Consider the following 16,412-nt stretch of genomic DNA (forward strand, 5'->3'; position numbering starts at 1 on the left):
GGCCAGGCAGGGGCGGGATCTGTTACGGCTAGCGCAGGAACAGCGTCAGGACGCCGGTGTAGCCATAGAGGCGGCTGTTGAAGATCTCGCCGTTGGCGAAGAAGCCGACCAGCGGGAACTCGCCCAGCACGTCGCTGATCAGGCGCAGTTCCTCGGAGTCATCGCCGAACTGGTGGCGGCCGCGGCCGAGGCAGGAGACATAGATGCCACCGGCGATCTCGCGGCCGGCGGCGCGGGTCTTGAGGTCCTCGAGCATGCGGCGCATGTCCGTGCGCGCGGTGTTGCCGTCGCGCCGGCAGAACATGATCTGCGCGTCTTCTTCCGGGTAGTCGCCGATGGCGATGAGCTTCTGGCCGGTGTCGATGCCGATGAGGTTGCGCACCAGGTAGTCGCCGGTGTCGGAGCCGGCGATGGGGAAGGCCGCGAAGATGTAGCCGCCCACCCGGTTGAGGTCCTTGGCCAGCACCTCGCCGATGTCGTCGACGAACACGTCGAGCGCGGGGCGCTGGTCCAGTCCGGCGAGGATGTTGCGCTGGCAGTCGGTGATGCGGTGCCGCGGGCCGATGGGCGTGCAGCCCTGGGTGTGACTGGTGATGACCGACACCGCCGGGGTAAGGGCGATGCCGGAGATGCCGCCCTGGCAGATCTCGCCGGCCACCTGCAGGTTGTCGCTCTGCGAGGAGGTGATGCCGCCGTTGACGAAGGCGCCGGGATGACGGCCCAGGCCCTCGACCAGGGCCGGGGTGGCGGGATTGGCCGGGTCGCCGTGGACCAGGGCGAAGGCGGTGTCGGCCGGCAGCTCCGGGGTGTGTTCGGTGGCCGGGCCGATCAGGTGGAAGCTGTCCGCCGGCAGCCGACCCGCCAGGACCGCCACGGCCGGCTGGTCGTAGTATTCATGCGCCGTCACGCTGATGGCGATGCCCACCGTGCCGACCCAGGTGTCGATGCCCGTGCCGTCCTTCAGCAGCCGCAGCAGGGCGGGCAGCTCGCGGGCCAGGGCATCGGTGGCATAGATGAAGCCGACATTGGCCTCCTCGGGCAGGTCGCCGAGCTGGTCCAGCAGCTGGCGGGCCAGCGGACCGGCGTCGGTGCCGGTGGTATGGGCGAGCGTGAAGGTGGTGGTCATAGATTGAGCATGGCTTCGGGTTCGTTGTCCTCGACGGGGATGCCGCGCGTGGTCTCCAGCACCCCCGGTGCCCGGCGTGCCAGCCGCGCGTGGTGGCGTGTCCCGATCTCGTCCAGGAACCACAGGATCTCGCTGGGGTGCACGGCCTGGCCGCCGCGCGTGAGGTGACGTACCAGCAGCTCGTCCTCGCGTACGAGGACGAACAGCGGCAGGGGCAGCTCCAGCGGTTCCAGGAAGGTCTGCGCCACCCATTCGACGGGGGCGGGCCTGCGGCGATCCACCTGGCGCAGGTCGAGGCGGAAATAGCCGGCGCCGCCGGCCTGCTTCATGAGTTCTTCCAGCCAGCTGTCCGGAAAGCCACGGTGCACGACCAGGTGCCTGCCGGCGAAACGGGCAAAAAAGGCGTCGAGCTGGGTGGCGGGGTCCGGCTTGCGGCGAAACAGCGGCATGATCGAGACGTCGTGTGGAAATGTATCAAGCATAACATCTGCCGCGCGCGTCACTACCCGACGCCCCGCAGGGGGATGACGCGCCGCTCGTCGGGCGTGCTCGGCCGGTCAGGCCGAAGCCAGCTCGCCCGGGCAGGCGGATTCCGGTAGGCTGGCATCACGACACCATCGCCATCGGACGCCTGCCATGAAACTGTTTCGCCTCGTCAGCCTGATCGAGGGCTGCTCACTGCTGGCCCTGCTGTTCGTCGCCATGCCGCTCAAGTACTACGCCGGCATGCCCGAGCCCGTGTTCTATGTCGGCATGACCCACGGCATCCTGTTCCTGCTCTATGCCGGCATGGCGCTGGGCGTCAGCCACCTGCAGGGCTGGTCCATCGGCTACTGGCTGCTGATCTTCCTGCTCGGCGTGATTCCCTTCGGCTTCCTGGTGGTGGATTATCGCCTGCGGCGTGCCATGCGTTCGGAGCTTGCAGCCGAGGCGGCCTGAATCCCACACGCCGCCTGCAGTGCGCGGCACGTGAACTAGACTCTCCGGTTACCCGAATCCATCAGGCGTTCGTGCGCCAGCCGGCGCGCGGGCGACGGCCCAGGTCATGGGCGCTGCCATCGTGACCCGGGCCCGAGGAGGCACCATGTTCACATCCACGGCAACCCGGCACGTTTTTCTCGCATGCCTTCTGCTGCTGGCGACAGCAGCCGGTGCGCAGCCCGGCGTGCTGCAGAATCCCGAATACGCCGGGCAACATCCGGACAACGTCCTTCCGCCCAGCGCGATCGACACGCAGACGCTGCCCAACATCGTGGTGGGCGCCGATGCCCCGGACGATGCGCCGCTGCCCTACTACCGGCTCGCCCCGGATACCTACTTCTTCTACGGCAACATCGCCCAGGTGGACGAACACAACCGGGGTTTCAACGGCAACGCCGGTTTCGTGGTGACCCCCGGGGGCGTGTTGGTGATAGACAGCCTGGGCACGCCGCGGCTCGCGCGACGCATGATCGCCACCATCCGCCAGGTGACCGACCGGCCGGTGCGCTACCTGATCCTCACCCACAGCCATCCGGATCATGCCTATGGGGCGGTGGCGTTTCGCGAACTCGGTGGCGTCACCATCGTGGGGCATCCCGGTGTGCTCGATTATCTCGGCTCCGAGACCCTGGCCGAATCGGCCGATTACCGCCGCGACCTGATCGGCGAGGACATGGCGGGCTTCGAGGCCGTGCGTCCCGACGTGCTGGTCGACCGGCCACGGCTGGGCGAGCCGCATCGCATCGAGCTGGGTGGCCGGCGCTTCGATCTCTACAATGCCGGCAAACACCATTCCCATGGTGACCTGGTCGTGCATCAGGTCGATGCGGACATCGTCTGGATCTCGGATCTCGCCTTCAACCAGCGCACCACCTTCATGGGTGACGGCGACAGCCGGCAGATCATCGAGGGGCAGGACTGGCTGCTGGAGACCTTCGCGGATGCGCAGCTCATGGTCCCCGGCCACGGCAGTGCACAGACCGCGCCGTTCCCCATGGTCACCGACACCCGCGCCTACGTGCAGCGCCTGCGCGATGAGATGGCCGCGGCGATCGAGAACGGGCTGAGCCTGAGCGAGGCGGTGAACCGCTCGCACTTCCCGGAATGGGAAGGCAGCCGCCTGTACGAGGAAAACCACCGGCGCAACGCGAGCTTCGTCTATCTCGAGATGGAGATGGCGCTTTTTTGAGGGCCGGGAGGAGAGAGGAGAGAGGAGTGAGGCGTGAGGCGTGAGGCGGAAGGTTTTCACCTGTCGCTCCACGCCTCACCCCTAACGGCTTACCGCTTGCTGATCATCTCGCCGATGATCGGTGCCAGCACCAGTTCCATGGTGTAGCCCATCTTGCTGCCCGGCACCACGATGGTGTTGCGGCGCGACATGAAGGAATTCGGGATCATGTTCAGCAGGTAGGGGAAGTCCACGCCGAACTTGGCCGGGTCCTGGAAGCGGACGATGACGAAGCTCTCGTCCGGGGTGGGGATGTCGCGGGCGATGAACGGGTTGGAGGTGTCCACCGTGGCCACGCGCTGGAAGTTGATGTCGGTGAGCCCGAACTGCGGGGTGATGCAGTTCACGTAGTCGGGCATGCGACGCAGGATGGTGTCGACGATGACCTCCGCGTCGTAGCCGCGCTCGGCGTTGTCGCGGAAGATCTTCTGGATCCACTCCAGGTTGACGATGGGCACCACGCCCACGCCCAGGTCGACGTGCTGCGCGACGTCGGTCTTGTCGGTCTTCACCAGGCCGTGCAGGCCTTCATAGAAGAGCAGGTCCGTCTTTTCGCTGATATCTTCCCAGGGGGTGAACTCGCCCGGGTTGAGGCTGGTGCCCAGGCGCGCGTTGTGCTCGGCGGCCTCTTCGTCGCTGTGCAGGTAGTAACGGCGCTGGCACTTGCCGGACTCGGCGTAGGTGCGGAAGGTCTCTTCCAGCTTGTCGAACAGGTTGGCGTTCTCGCCGAAGTGTGAGAAGTGACGGTTGCCGGCCTCTTCTTCCTTCTTCATCTGCGCCTTCATCTCGACGCGGTTGTAGCGGTGATAGCTGTCGCCCTCGATGATCAGCGGCTTGATGCTCTCGCGTTCGAAGATGTGTTCGAAGGCGCGCTTGACGGTGGTGGTGCCGGCGCCGGAGGAACCGGTCACGGCAACAATCGGGTGCTTTTTCGACATGGATGTCTACTCCCTTGAAGCTTGCATTGAGTCGTTGAATCCGGTGCGGACCGCCGTGGCGGCCGCCGGCCCGGCGGTTCGTGCCGGGCCCTGTTGTCTGTTTGCTAGAAGACCACGTTCAGCATGATGAGGCTGACCACGAGGAACAGCACGGTCATGATGCCGCCGGCCTTCATGTAGTCCTTCACGCGATAGCCACCCGGACCCATGATCAGGGCGTTCACCTGGTGGGTCGGGATGAGGAAGGAGTTGGAGGTGGCGATGGCCACGGTCAGCGCGAACACGCGCGGATCGGCGTCGATGCCGCTGGCCTGGGCCGCCATGGCGATGGACACCGCCAGCGGCACCAGCAGCACGGTGGCGCCCACGTTGGACATCACCAGCGTGAAGAAGGTGGCCAGGATGGCGATCGCGGCCTGCAGCACCCAGGGCGAGACGTCGCCGAGCAGCGCGAGCGTCTCCTGCGCGATCCAGGCGGCGGTGCCGGTGTCCTGCACGGCGGCGCCCAGCGGGATCAGCGAGGCGAGCAGGAACACGGTCTTCCAGGATACGGCCTTGTAGGCCTCCTCGATGCTGAGCACGCCGGTGATGATCATGCCCACGGCACCGACCAGCAGCGACAGCGACAGGCGGATGTCGATCCCCGGCACGAACTGGTCGGCCAGGATCAGGGCGACGGCGATGGCGAAGAAGGCGGCGGCATAGCCCACCTTCTGCGGGCGCAGCTCCTCGTGCGGATAGTTCTGGGTGACGACCACGAAGTTGCGGTCCTTCTCCAGGCGCGCCAGGGCATTCCAGTAGGCGTGGCAGACCAGGGTGTCGCCGGCATGCAGGATCTCGTCACGCAGGTTCTGGGTGAGGGTCTTCTCGCCACGGTGGATGGCCAGCACCGACAGACCATAGGTCTTGCGCATCCAGACCTCGCTGAGGCTCTTGCCGACCAGGTCGGAGCGCGGCGGGATGACCACCTCGCAGATCCCTGCCTTGGTGGGGATGAGGGTCTCGGAGAAGGCCTCGAGCTCGCGGCGCGTCTGCAGGCCGTTGTTGGCGGCGAATTCCGAGCAGCCTTCCGCGCGGGCCAGGACGCCGAGCACTGAGCCGGGCTCGATGACGACCTCGCGGTGGGGTGCCACGCGCATGTCACTGCCGCGCAGCAGGCCGATCAGGCGCACACGGTGGGCGCGTTCGACTTCCTGCACCTGCTTGCCGACCAGGGGGCTGTCCTTGGGCACCACCATCTCGGTGAGGTTGTATTCGAGGCCATAGACGCGCTTGAGATAGTCCATGGTGTTCTCGCCCTGGACGCCCTCGGACTTGGTGGCCGGCAGCACGTAGCGCCCGGCCAGCACGAAGTAGAGGATGCCGGTGGCGACCAGGGCGAGGCCGATGGCCGACACGTCGAACAGGCCGAACTGTTCCATGCCCTCGGGCAGCAGGTCGTTGAGCAGGATCAGCGGGCTGGAACCGACCATGGTCATGGTGCCGCCGAGGATGGCGGTGAAGCCCATGGGCATGAGCAGGCGGGACATGGGCAGGCCGGTGCGTGCCGAGATGCGCGAGACCACCGGCAGGAACAGGGCGGCCGCGCCCACGTTCTGCATGAAGCTGGAGATGATGCCCACGGTGCCCGAGATCATGGGGATGATGCGGGCCTCGGTGGTGCCGCCGCGGCGCAGGATGAAGCTCGCCACCTTGCTCATGATGCCGGTCTTGTCCAGGCCGGCGCCGATGATCATGACGGCGATGATCGAGATCACCGCGTTGGAGGCGAAGCCGTCGAAGAGGTGGGCGGTGTCGGCCACGTTCTCCATGCCGGGGATCAGGGTAACCAGCCCGAGCAGCACCATGACGATGATGGCGGCCACGTCCACCGGGACGATCTCCGAGACGAACAGGAAGATGGTGAAGCCCAAAAGCCCCAGGACCACCATCATCTGCGGCGTCAGCGTCAATGCTTCAGTCATGCCGTGCTTCCCCGAGTCGTTATCTTATGTGCAGGCGAAAAATGACGCGCATTATCCCACCGGGGCTGGGTTTTTCCAAGTTGGCCGCCGTTTGCCCCTTTGCGGGCGGGCAGTTGAGGCTGCCTGACGGCGAATCGCCGACGGCGGTGTTTCGCCCCGGCTGTGGTAGCATGCGCCGCGCCGGGTGCCGCCCGGCCTGCCCCAGAATAAAAACGCCAAAGGATCGTCCCATGTCACGTCTGTTGCGCTGCCTGCCGCTGCTGTTGCTGCTTGCCGCCCCCGCCGCGCTGGCCGCGGAGGGCGGTGGCGCCCTGCTCGACTTCACCGCCAGCACCTACGGGTACCTGGCCGTCGGCATCTTCGTCATCGCCTACCTCCTGGTCATCGCCGAAGACCTCATCCACCTGCGCAAGTCCAAGCCCGTGCTGGTGGCCGCCGGTCTGATCTGGCTGCTGGTGGGGCTGGCCTACCAGGGCAGCGAGGCCCAGGCGGCCATGCAGGGCGCGCTGGAGCACAACCTGCTCGAGTACGTGGAGCTGCTGCTGTTCCTGCTGGCGGCGATGACCTTCATCAACACCCTGGAGGAGCGCGGCGTATTCGATGCCCTGCGCGCCTGGCTGGTGACGCGCGGCCTGTCCCTGCGCGCCCTGTTCTGGATCACGGGGCTGCTGGCCTTCTGTATCTCGCCGGTGGCCGACAACCTCACCACCGCGCTGGTGATGGGTGCGGTGGTCATGGCCGTGGGGGGCGATCGGCCGAAGTTCGTGGCGCTGGCCTGCATCAACATCGTGGTGGGCGCCAATGCCGGCGGCGCCTTCAGCCCCTTTGGCGACATCACCACCCTGATGGTCTGGCAGCGGGGCATCCTGCCCTTTGCCGATTTCTTCCACCTGTTCCTGCCGGCCCTGGTGAACTGGTTCGTGCCCGCGCTGTTCATGTCGCTGGCGGTGGAGAAGGGGCGGCCAGCGCCGCTGAAGGAGGCGGTACGGGTGAAGAAGGGCGGCTTCGTCACCATCTTCCTGTTCATCGCCACCATCGCCACGGCGGTGAGCTTCCACAACCAGCTGCACCTGCCGCCGATGCTCGGCATGATGATGGGGCTGGGGGTGCTCAAGGTGTACGGCTACTTCCTGCGCCGCCACGAGCTGCGGGCCGGCCGGGAGGCCGACACGCTGTCCGGGCCGGACGAGGTGGGCTTCGAGAGCAATGCATCCGAGCTGTCCCGCCACTACAAGCCGCGCCAGAAACCCTTCGACATCTTCATCTCCATGAAGCGCGCGGAGTGGGACACGCTGATGTTCTTCTACGGCGTGATCCTCTGCGTGGGCGGCCTGAGCACCCTGGGCTACCTCGCCCTGGTCTCGGAGTGGATGTATCACGGGCTGGGCGCGACCAACGCCAACGTGCTGGTCGGCCTGCTCTCGGCGGTGGTGGACAACATCCCGGTGATGTTCGCGGTGCTGAGCATGACGCCGGACATGAGCGACGGGCAGTGGCTGCTGGTGACGCTCACCGCCGGGGTCGGCGGCTCGCTGCTGTCGGTGGGCTCCGCCGCCGGGGTGGCTCTGATGGGTCAGGCGCGCGGCGTCTATACCTTCTTCTCTCATCTGAAGTGGACCTGGGCCATCGCCCTGGGCTACGCGGCCAGCATCTGGGTGCACTTCCTGGTGAATGCCGATTTGATGTAGGGTCGCCTGATGCAGCCGCCTGCCTGACCTGGCAAGGGGGCGGCCGCGCCCGAGACGACGACGCCCGCTGCATGCGGGCGTCGTCGTGTCAGTCGTCCGGCAGGCGTCAGCGCCGCCGGTAGAGCAGGTCCCGGACGCCGTGGCCCAGGCGCTGGCCGCGTTGCTCGAACTTGGTGACCGGGCGGTAGTCCGGGCGCTCGCTGTACTGTCCGGGGCCCATCACGTTCTCGAAGTCCGGGGCGGCCTCCAGCACCTCGCGCATGTGCTCGGCGTAGTCCTCCCAGTCGGTGGCCGCGTGGAAGATGCCACCGGGTTTGAGCTTTTTCGCCACCAGTTCAACGAAGTTTGGCTGCACGATACGACGCTTGTGGTGCCGCTTCTTCGGCCAGGGGTCGGCGAAGAACAGCAGCAGGCGGTCGAGGCTCCCGTCCGGGATGTGGGCCTTCAGTACCTCGACGGCGTCGTCGCAGATCACGCGGACGTTCTCGAGCCCGCCCTTTTCCACCAGCTGCAGCAGGTGGCCGACGCCCGGGCGGTGGACCTCGATGCCGATGAAGAGCTGCCCCGGGTCGGCCGCCGCCATCTGCGCCAGCGAGGCGCCGTTGCCGAAGCCGATCTCCAGCGTCACGGGGCGCTCGCCGGCCAGCAGGGCCTTCAGGTCAGCGGACTGCGCCGGCAGGTCCAGACCGAAGCGCGGCCACAGGGTGTCCAGCGCGCGCTGCTGTCCGGGCGTGAGCCGGCCCTCGCGGCGCACGAAGCTGCGAATGAGGCGTCTTCTCGGGGTCTCGTCGGTCACCGCGCGGCTCGGAGGGCGGCTCAGAAGAAGGTGCCGTCGATGGGCGAGGAGGCCGAGGCGTAGCGCTTGCGCGGCATGCGCCCGGCGAGGAAGGCCTCGCGGCCGGCCTCGATGCCCTTCTTCATGGCCGAGGCCATGAGCACCGGGTTCTGCGCGGCGGCGATCGCCGTGTTCATGAGCACGCCGTCGCAGCCCATCTCCATGGCGATGGCCGCGTCCGAGGCGGTGCCCACGCCGGCGTCCACCAGGATCGGCACCGAGGCATTGGCGACGATCTCCAGCACGTTGTAGCGGTTCTGGATGCCGAGCCCCGAGCCGATGGGGCCGGCCAGCGGCATCACCGCCACGCAGCCGATCTGCTCGAGTTCCCTGGCCATGATCGGGTCGTCGTTGGTGTAGACCATGATCCTGAAGCCATCCTTCACCAGTGTCTCGGCCGCCTTCAGGGTCTCGGTGATGTGCGGGTAGAGGGTCTTCTCGTCGCCCAGCACCTCGAGCTTCACTAGGTCGTGGCCGTCCAGCAGCTCGCGCGCGAGCTGGCAGGTACGCACCGCGTCCTTCGCCGAGTAGCAGCCGGCGGTATTCGGCAGGTAGGTGTACCGGTCCGGCGGCAGTACGTCGAGCAGGTTGGGCTCGTCCGGGTTCTGGCCGATGTTGGTGCGGCGGATCGCCACCGTGATGATCTCGGCGCCGCTCGCCTCGATGGCGTGTCGGGTCTCGTCCATGTCCTTGTACTTGCCGGTGCCCACCAGCAGGCGCGAGCGGTACTCGACCCCGGCGATGACGAGCGGGTCATGGGTGGTGGAGGCTGCGGTATCGGGTACGCTGGACATGGGTCACCTGTGGATGCGGGCCTGTGGCTACGGGATGGCGGCCTCAGCCGCCACCGATGGCATGCACGATCTCGACCTTGTCGCCGGCGGCGAGCACGTGGCTCTCGAAGCGGCTGCGCGGCAGGATCTCCTCGTTGACCTCCATGGCCAGGCGCTTGCCGGTGAGCTCGAGGAGCGTGATCAGGCCGGCCGCGGTGAGCGCGTCCGGGATCTCGCGGGGTTCGCCGTTGAGCAGGATCTGCATGGTGTCGGGTCGTGCACGGTGTATGGGTGATTGACGAAGCCCGCATTTTACACGAAACCAGGCATCGGATTGCGTGCATCCGGCGCGCGAATGGGTATGATGGGAGCCTTCGTCCGGAGAGACACCCGTGTTCACACGCCGCATCCGACACTGGCGCTGGCCGCTGCTCGTCCTGCTGCTGTTCGTCAGCGCGCAGGCGGGCCTGTTCGCGCATGCCCTGGATGCCGATGCCCATGCCCACGGCGCGTCCTGTGACGCCAGCCTGCTCGCCCACTTCGGTGGCGCACCGACGTCCAGCCCGCCCGGCCTGGTCCTCCCGGATGCCCGTTTCGAGGCGCCGGTCGTTCTCCTCGCCGATGGCCTGTTCCCGTCGCACCATCATCCCTACGCGCCCCGCGCACCCCCGGTCTGACCTGCTGTTCCAGCCTGTCTGAACACGCACTCCGACTCCATTGGTCGGGAGTGCACCATACCGTGGATTTTTCTGGGGATTGAGTATGAAACCTGTCCTGTTTGCCGCCGCCTGTCTGGGCGGCGTGATGAGTCTTTCCACCGCCCTGGCGGCGGAGTCCGATACGGCCGCCCTGAAGGCCGAGATGGAGGCCATGAAGGCCGATTACGAGGCACGGCTGCGTGCCCTGGAGGCCGAGCGGGCGTTGCCGGCCATGGGTGGCAACACCCGCTCGCCTGGCAGCAATGCCTTCAACCCGGCCATCTCGGCCATCGTCATGGGCTCTTACGCAAGCTACGACGACGCGCCGGAACGCGAGCTGGCCGGCTTCCAGCTGGGCGGGGAGACCGACTACGCGCCCGAGGGCCTGAGCCTGAACGAGAGCGAGCTCATCCTCTCGGCCAATGTCGACCAGCGGTTCTCCGGCCAGCTTACCCTGGGCCTGCACGACGGCGAGGAGGGGACGGAACTCGACATCGAGGAGGCCTTCTTCGACACCCTCGGCCTGCCGGGCGGCACCGGGCTGCGTTTCGGCCGTTTCTATTCGGGCATCGGCTACCTCAACCAGCATCACCCGCATGCCTGGAATTTTCACGACGCGCCCCTGCCCTATATCGCCTTCCTCGGCGGGCAGTTCGGCGACGACGGCATCCGCGCGAGCTGGGTGGCGCCCACCGACCTCTACCTGGAGCTGGGCACGGAGTTCTACCAGGGCGGCAGCTTCCCCGGCGGGACCGACCCCGACTTCGGTGACGTGGCCACGGCCTTCGCCCGCATCGGCGGCGACGTCGGCCGGAGTCATGCCTGGCGGGCGGGGCTGTCGGCCCTGTGGGCCAGTCCGGCCGGCCGCGAGGGCGGTGGTCACGCCCATGGCGGCGCCGTGGGGCCGGACGTCGAGTTCACCGGCGATTCCGACCTGCTGATCGCCGATCTCGTCTGGAAATGGGCGCCGGACGGTGACTACCGTCGGCGCAGCTTCACCCTGCAGGGCGAGTACTTCCACCGCGACGAGCAGGGTGCGGTGGAATTCGCCGAGGGCGGCGAGAGCGCCGATCTGGCCTACGACGGCACCCAGCGCGGCTGGTACGTGGAGGGCGTGTACGGCTTCAATCCGCGCTGGCGCGCCGGGCTGCGCTACGAGCGCCTGTCGACGGCCAACGACCTGACGGTGCTGGGCCTCACCGCCGGCCTGACGCCGGACGAGGTGCTGGAGGAGTCCGGCCTGCAGGACGGCGACGACCCCCAGCGCTGGGGCGCCATGGTGGACTACTCGCCCAGCGAGTTCAGCCGCATCCGCCTGCAGTACAATCGCGACGAGACGCTGGGTGACAGGGTGAACAACGTCTGGGTCCTGCAGTACGTGATGAGCCTGGGCGCCCACGGCGCCCACGCGTTCTGAGGAGGGGCGATGAAGACACTCATGCCATGGCTGCTCATCGGCGCCCTGGCGGCCCTGCACCCGGCCCAGGCGGCCGGGTTGCGGGTCTTCGCCTGCGAGCCCGAATGGGCGGCGCTCGCCACCGAGCTCGGCGGCGAGCGGGTGGTGGTCACCAGCGCCACCCACGCCGAACAGGATGTGCATTACATCCAGGCCCGGCCCAGCCTCATCAGTCAGCTGCGGCGGGCGGACCTGCTGGTCTGCACCGGCGCCGGCCTGGAGGAGGGCTGGCTGCCCATGCTGCTGCGCCGGGCCAACAACCCGGCCGTACAGCCGGGCCGGCCCGGTCACCTGCTGACCGCCGAGCACGTGCCCCTGCTGGGGACGCCGGACCAGGTCGATCGCGGGCAGGGGCATATCCATGCCGAGGGCAATCCGCATCTGCAGCTCGATCCACGCCATATCGCCCGTCTGGCCCCGGTGCTGGCCGAACGCCTGGCCGCGCTCGACCCGGACGGGGCGGCGCAGTACCGGGAGCGGCTGGCCGGCTTCGAGGGCCGCTGGGCCGAGGCCCTGGCCGGCTGGGAGGCGCGCGCCGCACGGCTGCACGGCCTGCGCGTGGTTGCCCACCACGAGGACTGGCTGTATCTGGCCGCCTGGCTGGAACTGGAGATCGTCGGCAAGCTCGAGCCGCTGCCCGGGGTGCCGCCGAGCAGCGGACACCTGGCGCGCCTGGAGGCCGGGCTGGCCGGGCAGCCGCCGGCGGCCATCCTGCGCACCGTTTACCAGGATTCCAGGCCCGCCGACTGGCTGGCCGCGCGTACCGGTGTGCCGGTGCTGGCGCTGCCGCACACGGTGGGCGGCGAGGCGAGTGATCTCCAGGCCCTGTTCGAGCGCATCATCACTGCCCTGGAGGGGGTTGCGCCATGAGCCTCGAGGGGCTGGATGCGAGCATCCTGCTGCCGGCCTTCGCGGCCGGCCTGCTGGTGCTCGCCACCCACGTCCCGCTGGGGCGCGAGGTGCTGGCGCGCGGCATCATCTTCATGGACCTGGCCGTGGCCCAGATCGCGGGCCTGGGTGTGGTGCTCGGTCACGTGCTGGGCTGGGGCGGGGGCCTTGCCGTGCAGGCCATGGCCTTTGGCGCCGCGGTGCTGGGCGCGTTGCTGCTCTCGGCCTTCGAGCGGCGGCTGGCGAACGTGCAGGAGGCCTTCATCGGCACGGCCTTCGTGCTGGCGGCCAGCGCCGCCCTGCTGGTGGTGGCGCAAGACCCCCATGCCGCCGGCATGGTCGGTGACCTGCTGGCGGGGCAGGTGCTGTGGGTGGACTGGTCGCGACTCGGCCCGGTCGCCGTGCTGTACGCGCTGCTGCTGGCCCTGTGGTTCGGCCGGCCGGGCTGGCGCCGTGGTCCGCGCTTCTACGTGCTGTTCGCCCTGGCGATCACCGCCTCGGTACAGCTGGTGGGGGTCTACCTGGTGTTCGCGAGCCTCATCATCCCGGCGCTGGCCGTGCATGGCCGGGGCGGCGCCTGGCTGGCCGCCGCGCTGGGCGTGGCGGCATGGATCGCGGGTCTGGTCATCGCGGCCCTGGCCGATCTGCCGGCGGGGCCGGCGATCGTCTGGACACTGGCGGCGGCCGCCCTGGTCACGGGGCTGGCGCTGCGTGGGCGGGCGACGCGCGGTCAGTCGTGACCGCGGGCGGTCCGCCACTTGTCCGGCGGCAGGGCCGCGCATAGAATGAGCCGCACCGCGGCGGGTGTAGTTCAATGGTAGAACGGCAGCTTCCCAAGCTGCATACGAGGGTTCGATTCCCTTCACCCGCTCCACTTCATCGTTACCCTATCGGAAACGCCCCATGACGGATTGCCTGATCGTCGGCGGCGGCTTGCTCGGCATGCTGACGGCGCGTTACCTGCACGACGCCGGCGCCGATGTCCTGGTGCTCGACCAGTCCGTGCCCGGCCACGAGGCCTCCTGGGCCGGCGGCGGCATCCTCTCGCCCCTCTATCCCTGGCGCTACCCCGACCCCGTCACTGCCCTGGCCACCTACGGCCAGCAGCACTATGCCGCCCTGGCCGAGGCCCTGGCCGCGGAATCCGGCGGCGTCGACCCCGAGTGGACGCAAAGCGGCCTGCTGATGCTGGACGAGGCGGGCGAGGCCGAGACGGCGCTGGCCTGGGCGAAGCGCCACGGGCTGGCGCTGGAACGGGTGGCGCCGTCGGCCGTGGCGGAGATCGAGCCCGCCCTGGCCGACGGCCGGCACGAAGGGCTGTGGATGCCGGCGGTCGCCCAGATTCGCAATCCGCGACTGGTGAAGGCCCTGCGCGGCAGCCTGGCCAGCCGGGGCATCGACTGCCGCGAGCAGACGCCGGTCGAGCGCCTGCTGATCGAGCAGGGTCGCGTGCGTGGCGTGGCGACGCCGGTGGGCGAGATCCGCGCCGAGCGCGTGCTGGTGGCCAGCGGCGCCTGGAGCGCCGGGCTGCTGGCCGGGGCCGGGCTCGCCATCGCGGTCGAGCCCGTGCGCGGACAGATGATCCTGTTCGGCGCGCGGCCCGGTGTGCTCGGCCGCATCGTGCTGGCCGACGACCGCTACCTCATCCCGCGCCGTGACGGCCATATCCTCTGCGGCAGCACCCTGGAACACGTGGGCTTCGACAAGGGCACCACCCAGGCGGCCATGGAGGAGCTGCACGCCGCGGCCATCGAGCGCGTGCCCGCGCTGGCCGGCTACCCGGTGGTGAAGCACTGGGCCGGCCTGCGGCCCGGCTCGCCGCAGGGCATCCCCTACATCGGCGCGCATCCGGAGGTCGAGGGGCTCTACGTCAACGCCGGGCACTACCGCAACGGCGTGGTGCTGGGGCTTGCCTCGGCCTGGCTGGCGGCCGATCTCCTGCTCGGTCGCAGCCCCGTGCTCGATCCGCAGCCCTACGCGCCCGCTTCACCCCATTAAAGCCATGGTTAACAGGGGCTAGCGGCAAAAAATAGACTCGATCTAAAAAGCGCGTATACTACCTATCCATGACAGTACCGTTTCACAGCCCGGCCAGGTCGCGCGCAGAGGTGATCGCCCTCCTGCGCGAGCACGACGTGACGCCCACGCAGCAGCGCGTGGAGATCGGGCAGATCCTTTTCAGCTGCGCCCAGCACGTCTCGGCCGAGCAGGTGCTCGCGCGTCTGGTCGACGTGGACAGCAACGTCTCCAAGGCCACCGTCTACAACACCCTGGGGCTGTTTGCCGACAAGGGCCTGATCCGCGAAGTGGTGGTCGATCCCAGCCGTCTGTTCTACGACACCAACCTCGAGCCGCATCACCACTTCTTCCACGTGGACAGCGGCCGGCTCGAGGACGTGGCGGCCGACCAGGTCAGCATCGGCCACCTGCCCAGCCTGCCCGAGGGCACCGAAATCGATGGCGTCGAGGTCATCATCCGCGTACGCGGCCGCGATTCCTGATTGAGCTTTCCCCCCGCTTCTTCTATCCTTAGCCCCCTGCCAGAGCGGGCAAACGCCCGTTGTGGCGGCCATTCCCGGTATCCCGTGCCGTTGTAGCTCAGTTGGTAGAGCAACTGATTCGTAATCAGTAGGTCGGAGGTTCGACTCCTCTCAACGGCACCATTTCTGCTAAGCTCGCCCTGGTTGGTTTTTCGTCCGATTGCTCACAGGGAGGTGCGCATGCGGAACCAGGATGGTTTGACGCTGATCGAGCTGGTTGTCTCCATGGTGCTGGTTGCCGTACTGGCGGCCTGGGCCATCCCCTCTCTCTCCCATCTTCTGCAACAGCAGCGCCTGACGGTGCGCACCAACGAGCTGGTGACCGCACTGCACCTGGCCCGGACGACCGCGATCCAGCGGGGCGTGGACGTGATGCTCTGTGCCTCCGCCGATGGCATGAACTGTGGCAGCAATGCGGGATATACCCCGGGCTGGCTGGTATTCGAGGACCGGGAGCGCAACGGTCTCGTCGATGCGGGCGAACGGGTGCTGTCGATACGGCGTTTCGATGACCCGTCCGGGCCGTCCATCACCGGCAACCGCATGGTTGCCGACTATGTCTCATTCGACAGACGGGGCTACTCGCGCACCCTGGCCGGCGCCTTCCAGGCGGGAACGCTCACGCTGTGCGGCGAGGTGGGCGAGGGCCGTGCCATCACACTGAACAGGGTCGGCCGGGTGCGCGCCAGTCGGGTGCACTGCCCGGACATGCCGTCTGGAGCCTAAAATCTCGCGTTCGTCAGTTTTTTACTTCTTTGTCAGGGTTTGACATCTATAGTAGCCGGCATGAACAGACAATCCGGTTTTACGATTATCGAACTGATGATTACGGTGATCCTGATCGCCGTGGTCGCGGCCGTTGCGGTCCCGTCGTTTCGCACCATGGTGCAGAACAACCGGATTGCCACCCAGGCCAATGGCTTCATAACGGCGATCAACCTCGCGCGCAGTGAGGCCGTGAAGCGGGGGCGTGACGTGTACGTGTCGTCTGCAAGCGGCAACACGGCCTGGGGCGGCGGCTGGCGCCTCTGGGTCGATGACAACGGCAATGGCAGTGAAGACGCCAGTGAATTACTGCGCGTGTTCGAGGCGCTGGAGGGCGGCACCACGTTGACCAGCGTGAACGGACATACCGAGGTGCGCTATCTGGCGAACGGCTACATCTTCCTCGCCAACGCAGGCGACCCCGTGCCGACCTTCGAGCTGCGCATCCCCAACTGTACCGGGGATTCGGCGCGGGATATCGAGATCAACTTCGTCGGGCGTCCCTCGGTGACGCGCGTGAACTGCTAGGAGG

At 67.8% G+C, this 16,412-nt stretch carries 18 protein-coding genes and 2 tRNA genes; 13 read left to right on the forward strand and 7 right to left on the reverse strand.

Going from position 1 to position 16,412, the window contains the following annotated elements; all coding sequences use genetic code 11:
- Nucleotides 1–28 precede the first annotated feature (28 nt).
- Both HUJ28_05645 and HUJ28_05650 read right to left on the reverse strand, forming a co-directional pair.
- On the reverse strand, nucleotides 29–1,126 hold the full coding sequence (locus HUJ28_05645) for an FIST C-terminal domain-containing protein (protein MBD3618937.1): 1,098 nt from the start codon (nucleotides 1,124–1,126) through the stop codon (nucleotides 29–31).
- Entirely contained in the window at nucleotides 1,123–1,575 is a 453-nt protein-coding gene (locus tag HUJ28_05650; GenBank protein ID MBD3618938.1) for a hypothetical protein, read from the reverse strand. The genes HUJ28_05645 and HUJ28_05650 overlap by 4 nt, the downstream gene beginning before the upstream one ends.
- A 187-nt stretch (nucleotides 1,576–1,762) precedes the next feature.
- Here HUJ28_05650 and HUJ28_05655 point away from each other — a divergent pair, with 187 nt between their 5' ends.
- Both HUJ28_05655 and HUJ28_05660 read left to right on the forward strand, forming a co-directional pair.
- The gene (locus tag HUJ28_05655) at nucleotides 1,763–2,065 is read left to right on the forward strand and encodes a DUF3817 domain-containing protein (protein ID MBD3618939.1); all 303 of its coding nucleotides are present in this window, start codon (nucleotides 1,763–1,765) and stop codon (nucleotides 2,063–2,065) included.
- 226 nt (nucleotides 2,066–2,291) lie between these two features.
- The gene (locus tag HUJ28_05660) at nucleotides 2,292–3,296 is read left to right on the forward strand and encodes an MBL fold metallo-hydrolase (protein MBD3618940.1); all 1,005 of its coding nucleotides are present in this window, start codon (nucleotides 2,292–2,294) and stop codon (nucleotides 3,294–3,296) included.
- Between the two features lie 89 nt (nucleotides 3,297–3,385).
- On the opposite strand, the gene HUJ28_05665 is transcribed toward HUJ28_05660, so the two are convergent.
- Together HUJ28_05665 and HUJ28_05670 are read right to left on the reverse strand one after the other, a co-directional pair.
- Nucleotides 3,386–4,273 (reverse strand): phosphoribulokinase, encoded by an 888-nt coding sequence (locus HUJ28_05665; GenBank protein MBD3618941.1) that lies wholly within the window; start codon nucleotides 4,271–4,273, stop codon nucleotides 3,386–3,388.
- A gap of 104 nt (nucleotides 4,274–4,377) precedes the next feature.
- Nucleotides 4,378–6,237, reverse strand: coding sequence for an SLC13 family permease (locus HUJ28_05670; GenBank protein ID MBD3618942.1), 1,860 nt, complete (start codon nucleotides 6,235–6,237; stop codon nucleotides 4,378–4,380).
- A 230-nt stretch (nucleotides 6,238–6,467) separates the two neighbouring features.
- On the opposite strand from HUJ28_05670, the gene nhaD reads away from it, so the two are divergent.
- On the forward strand, nucleotides 6,468–7,925 hold the full coding sequence (nhaD, locus tag HUJ28_05675; protein ID MBD3618943.1) for a sodium:proton antiporter NhaD: 1,458 nt from the start codon (nucleotides 6,468–6,470) through the stop codon (nucleotides 7,923–7,925).
- Between the two features lie 106 nt (nucleotides 7,926–8,031).
- Here the strand turns inward: nhaD and trmB are convergent, their stop codons facing one another.
- Genes trmB through thiS form a run of 3 tightly spaced genes read right to left on the reverse strand, consistent with a single transcriptional unit; the run spans nucleotide 8,032 to nucleotide 9,798 of the window.
- Entirely contained in the window at nucleotides 8,032–8,721 is a 690-nt protein-coding gene (trmB, locus tag HUJ28_05680; protein ID MBD3618944.1) for a tRNA (guanosine(46)-N7)-methyltransferase TrmB, read from the reverse strand.
- 20 nt (nucleotides 8,722–8,741) lie between these two features.
- A complete protein-coding gene (locus HUJ28_05685) occupies nucleotides 8,742–9,554 on the reverse strand; it encodes a thiazole synthase (protein ID MBD3618945.1) in 813 nt (270 codons plus the stop codon).
- A gap of 43 nt (nucleotides 9,555–9,597) precedes the next feature.
- Complete coding sequence (gene thiS / locus HUJ28_05690; protein MBD3618946.1) at nucleotides 9,598–9,798, reverse strand: sulfur carrier protein ThiS; 201 nt, start codon at nucleotides 9,796–9,798, stop codon at nucleotides 9,598–9,600.
- Between the two features lie 127 nt (nucleotides 9,799–9,925).
- Between thiS and HUJ28_05695 the strand changes: the two genes are divergently transcribed.
- The 10 genes from HUJ28_05695 (at nucleotide 9,926) to HUJ28_05740 (ending at nucleotide 16,408) form a co-directional block, all read left to right on the forward strand.
- A complete protein-coding gene (locus HUJ28_05695; protein ID MBD3618947.1) occupies nucleotides 9,926–10,210 on the forward strand; it encodes a hypothetical protein in 285 nt (94 codons plus the stop codon).
- A gap of 85 nt (nucleotides 10,211–10,295) precedes the next feature.
- Nucleotides 10,296–11,648: a hypothetical protein gene (locus tag HUJ28_05700; protein ID MBD3618948.1), complete on the forward strand. Its 1,353-nt coding sequence runs from the start codon at nucleotides 10,296–10,298 to the stop codon at nucleotides 11,646–11,648.
- A gap of 9 nt (nucleotides 11,649–11,657) precedes the next feature.
- Entirely contained in the window at nucleotides 11,658–12,557 is a 900-nt protein-coding gene (locus HUJ28_05705; GenBank protein ID MBD3618949.1) for a zinc ABC transporter substrate-binding protein, read from the forward strand.
- A complete protein-coding gene (locus HUJ28_05710; protein ID MBD3618950.1) occupies nucleotides 12,554–13,315 on the forward strand; it encodes a metal ABC transporter permease in 762 nt (253 codons plus the stop codon). Before HUJ28_05705 ends, HUJ28_05710 begins: the two co-directional genes overlap by 4 nt.
- Nucleotides 13,316–13,375: 60 nt before the next feature.
- A tRNA-Gly gene (locus HUJ28_05715) sits at nucleotides 13,376–13,449 on the forward strand.
- A 29-nt stretch (nucleotides 13,450–13,478) separates the two neighbouring features.
- Nucleotides 13,479–14,573, forward strand: coding sequence for a glycine oxidase ThiO (gene thiO, locus HUJ28_05720; GenBank protein ID MBD3618951.1), 1,095 nt, complete (start codon nucleotides 13,479–13,481; stop codon nucleotides 14,571–14,573).
- 68 nt (nucleotides 14,574–14,641) lie between these two features.
- The gene (locus HUJ28_05725) at nucleotides 14,642–15,076 is read left to right on the forward strand and encodes a transcriptional repressor (GenBank protein MBD3618952.1); all 435 of its coding nucleotides are present in this window, start codon (nucleotides 14,642–14,644) and stop codon (nucleotides 15,074–15,076) included.
- An 86-nt stretch (nucleotides 15,077–15,162) separates the two neighbouring features.
- A tRNA-Thr gene (locus HUJ28_05730) sits at nucleotides 15,163–15,238 on the forward strand.
- Nucleotides 15,239–15,295: 57 nt separating this feature from the next.
- Complete coding sequence (locus tag HUJ28_05735) at nucleotides 15,296–15,841, forward strand: GspH/FimT family pseudopilin (GenBank protein MBD3618953.1); 546 nt, start codon at nucleotides 15,296–15,298, stop codon at nucleotides 15,839–15,841.
- Between the two features lie 96 nt (nucleotides 15,842–15,937).
- Nucleotides 15,938–16,408 (forward strand): type II transport protein, encoded by a 471-nt coding sequence (locus HUJ28_05740; protein ID MBD3618954.1) that lies wholly within the window; start codon nucleotides 15,938–15,940, stop codon nucleotides 16,406–16,408.
- The last annotated feature ends 4 nt before the right edge of the window (nucleotides 16,409–16,412 follow it).

The sequence above is a fragment of the Chromatiales bacterium genome (assembly GCA_014762505.1).
GTDB lineage: Bacteria > Pseudomonadota > Gammaproteobacteria > SpSt-1174 > SpSt-1174 > SpSt-1174.

Excerpts from the sequence above, each read along its gene's own strand:
- HUJ28_05645 (MBD3618937.1), bottom strand. The coding sequence starts at position 1,126 with ATGACCACCACCTTCACGCTCGCCCATACCACCGGCACCGACGCCGGT.
- HUJ28_05650 (MBD3618938.1), bottom strand. The coding sequence starts at position 1,575 with ATGCCGCTGTTTCGCCGCAAGCCGGACCCCGCCACCCAGCTCGACGCC.
- HUJ28_05655 (MBD3618939.1), top strand. The coding sequence starts at position 1,763 with ATGAAACTGTTTCGCCTCGTCAGCCTGATCGAGGGCTGCTCACTGCTG.
- HUJ28_05665 (MBD3618941.1), bottom strand. The coding sequence starts at position 4,273 with ATGTCGAAAAAGCACCCGATTGTTGCCGTGACCGGTTCCTCCGGCGCC.
- HUJ28_05670 (MBD3618942.1), bottom strand. The coding sequence starts at position 6,237 with ATGACTGAAGCATTGACGCTGACGCCGCAGATGATGGTGGTCCTGGGG.
- nhaD (MBD3618943.1), top strand. The coding sequence starts at position 6,468 with ATGTCACGTCTGTTGCGCTGCCTGCCGCTGCTGTTGCTGCTTGCCGCC.
- HUJ28_05685 (MBD3618945.1), bottom strand. The coding sequence starts at position 9,554 with ATGTCCAGCGTACCCGATACCGCAGCCTCCACCACCCATGACCCGCTC.
- thiS (MBD3618946.1), bottom strand. The coding sequence starts at position 9,798 with ATGCAGATCCTGCTCAACGGCGAACCCCGCGAGATCCCGGACGCGCTC.
- HUJ28_05700 (MBD3618948.1), top strand. The coding sequence starts at position 10,296 with ATGAAACCTGTCCTGTTTGCCGCCGCCTGTCTGGGCGGCGTGATGAGT.
- HUJ28_05705 (MBD3618949.1), top strand. The coding sequence starts at position 11,658 with ATGAAGACACTCATGCCATGGCTGCTCATCGGCGCCCTGGCGGCCCTG.
- HUJ28_05710 (MBD3618950.1), top strand. The coding sequence starts at position 12,554 with ATGAGCCTCGAGGGGCTGGATGCGAGCATCCTGCTGCCGGCCTTCGCG.
- thiO (MBD3618951.1), top strand. The coding sequence starts at position 13,479 with ATGACGGATTGCCTGATCGTCGGCGGCGGCTTGCTCGGCATGCTGACG.
- HUJ28_05725 (MBD3618952.1), top strand. The coding sequence starts at position 14,642 with ATGACAGTACCGTTTCACAGCCCGGCCAGGTCGCGCGCAGAGGTGATC.
- HUJ28_05735 (MBD3618953.1), top strand. The coding sequence starts at position 15,296 with ATGCGGAACCAGGATGGTTTGACGCTGATCGAGCTGGTTGTCTCCATG.
- HUJ28_05740 (MBD3618954.1), top strand. The coding sequence starts at position 15,938 with ATGATTACGGTGATCCTGATCGCCGTGGTCGCGGCCGTTGCGGTCCCG.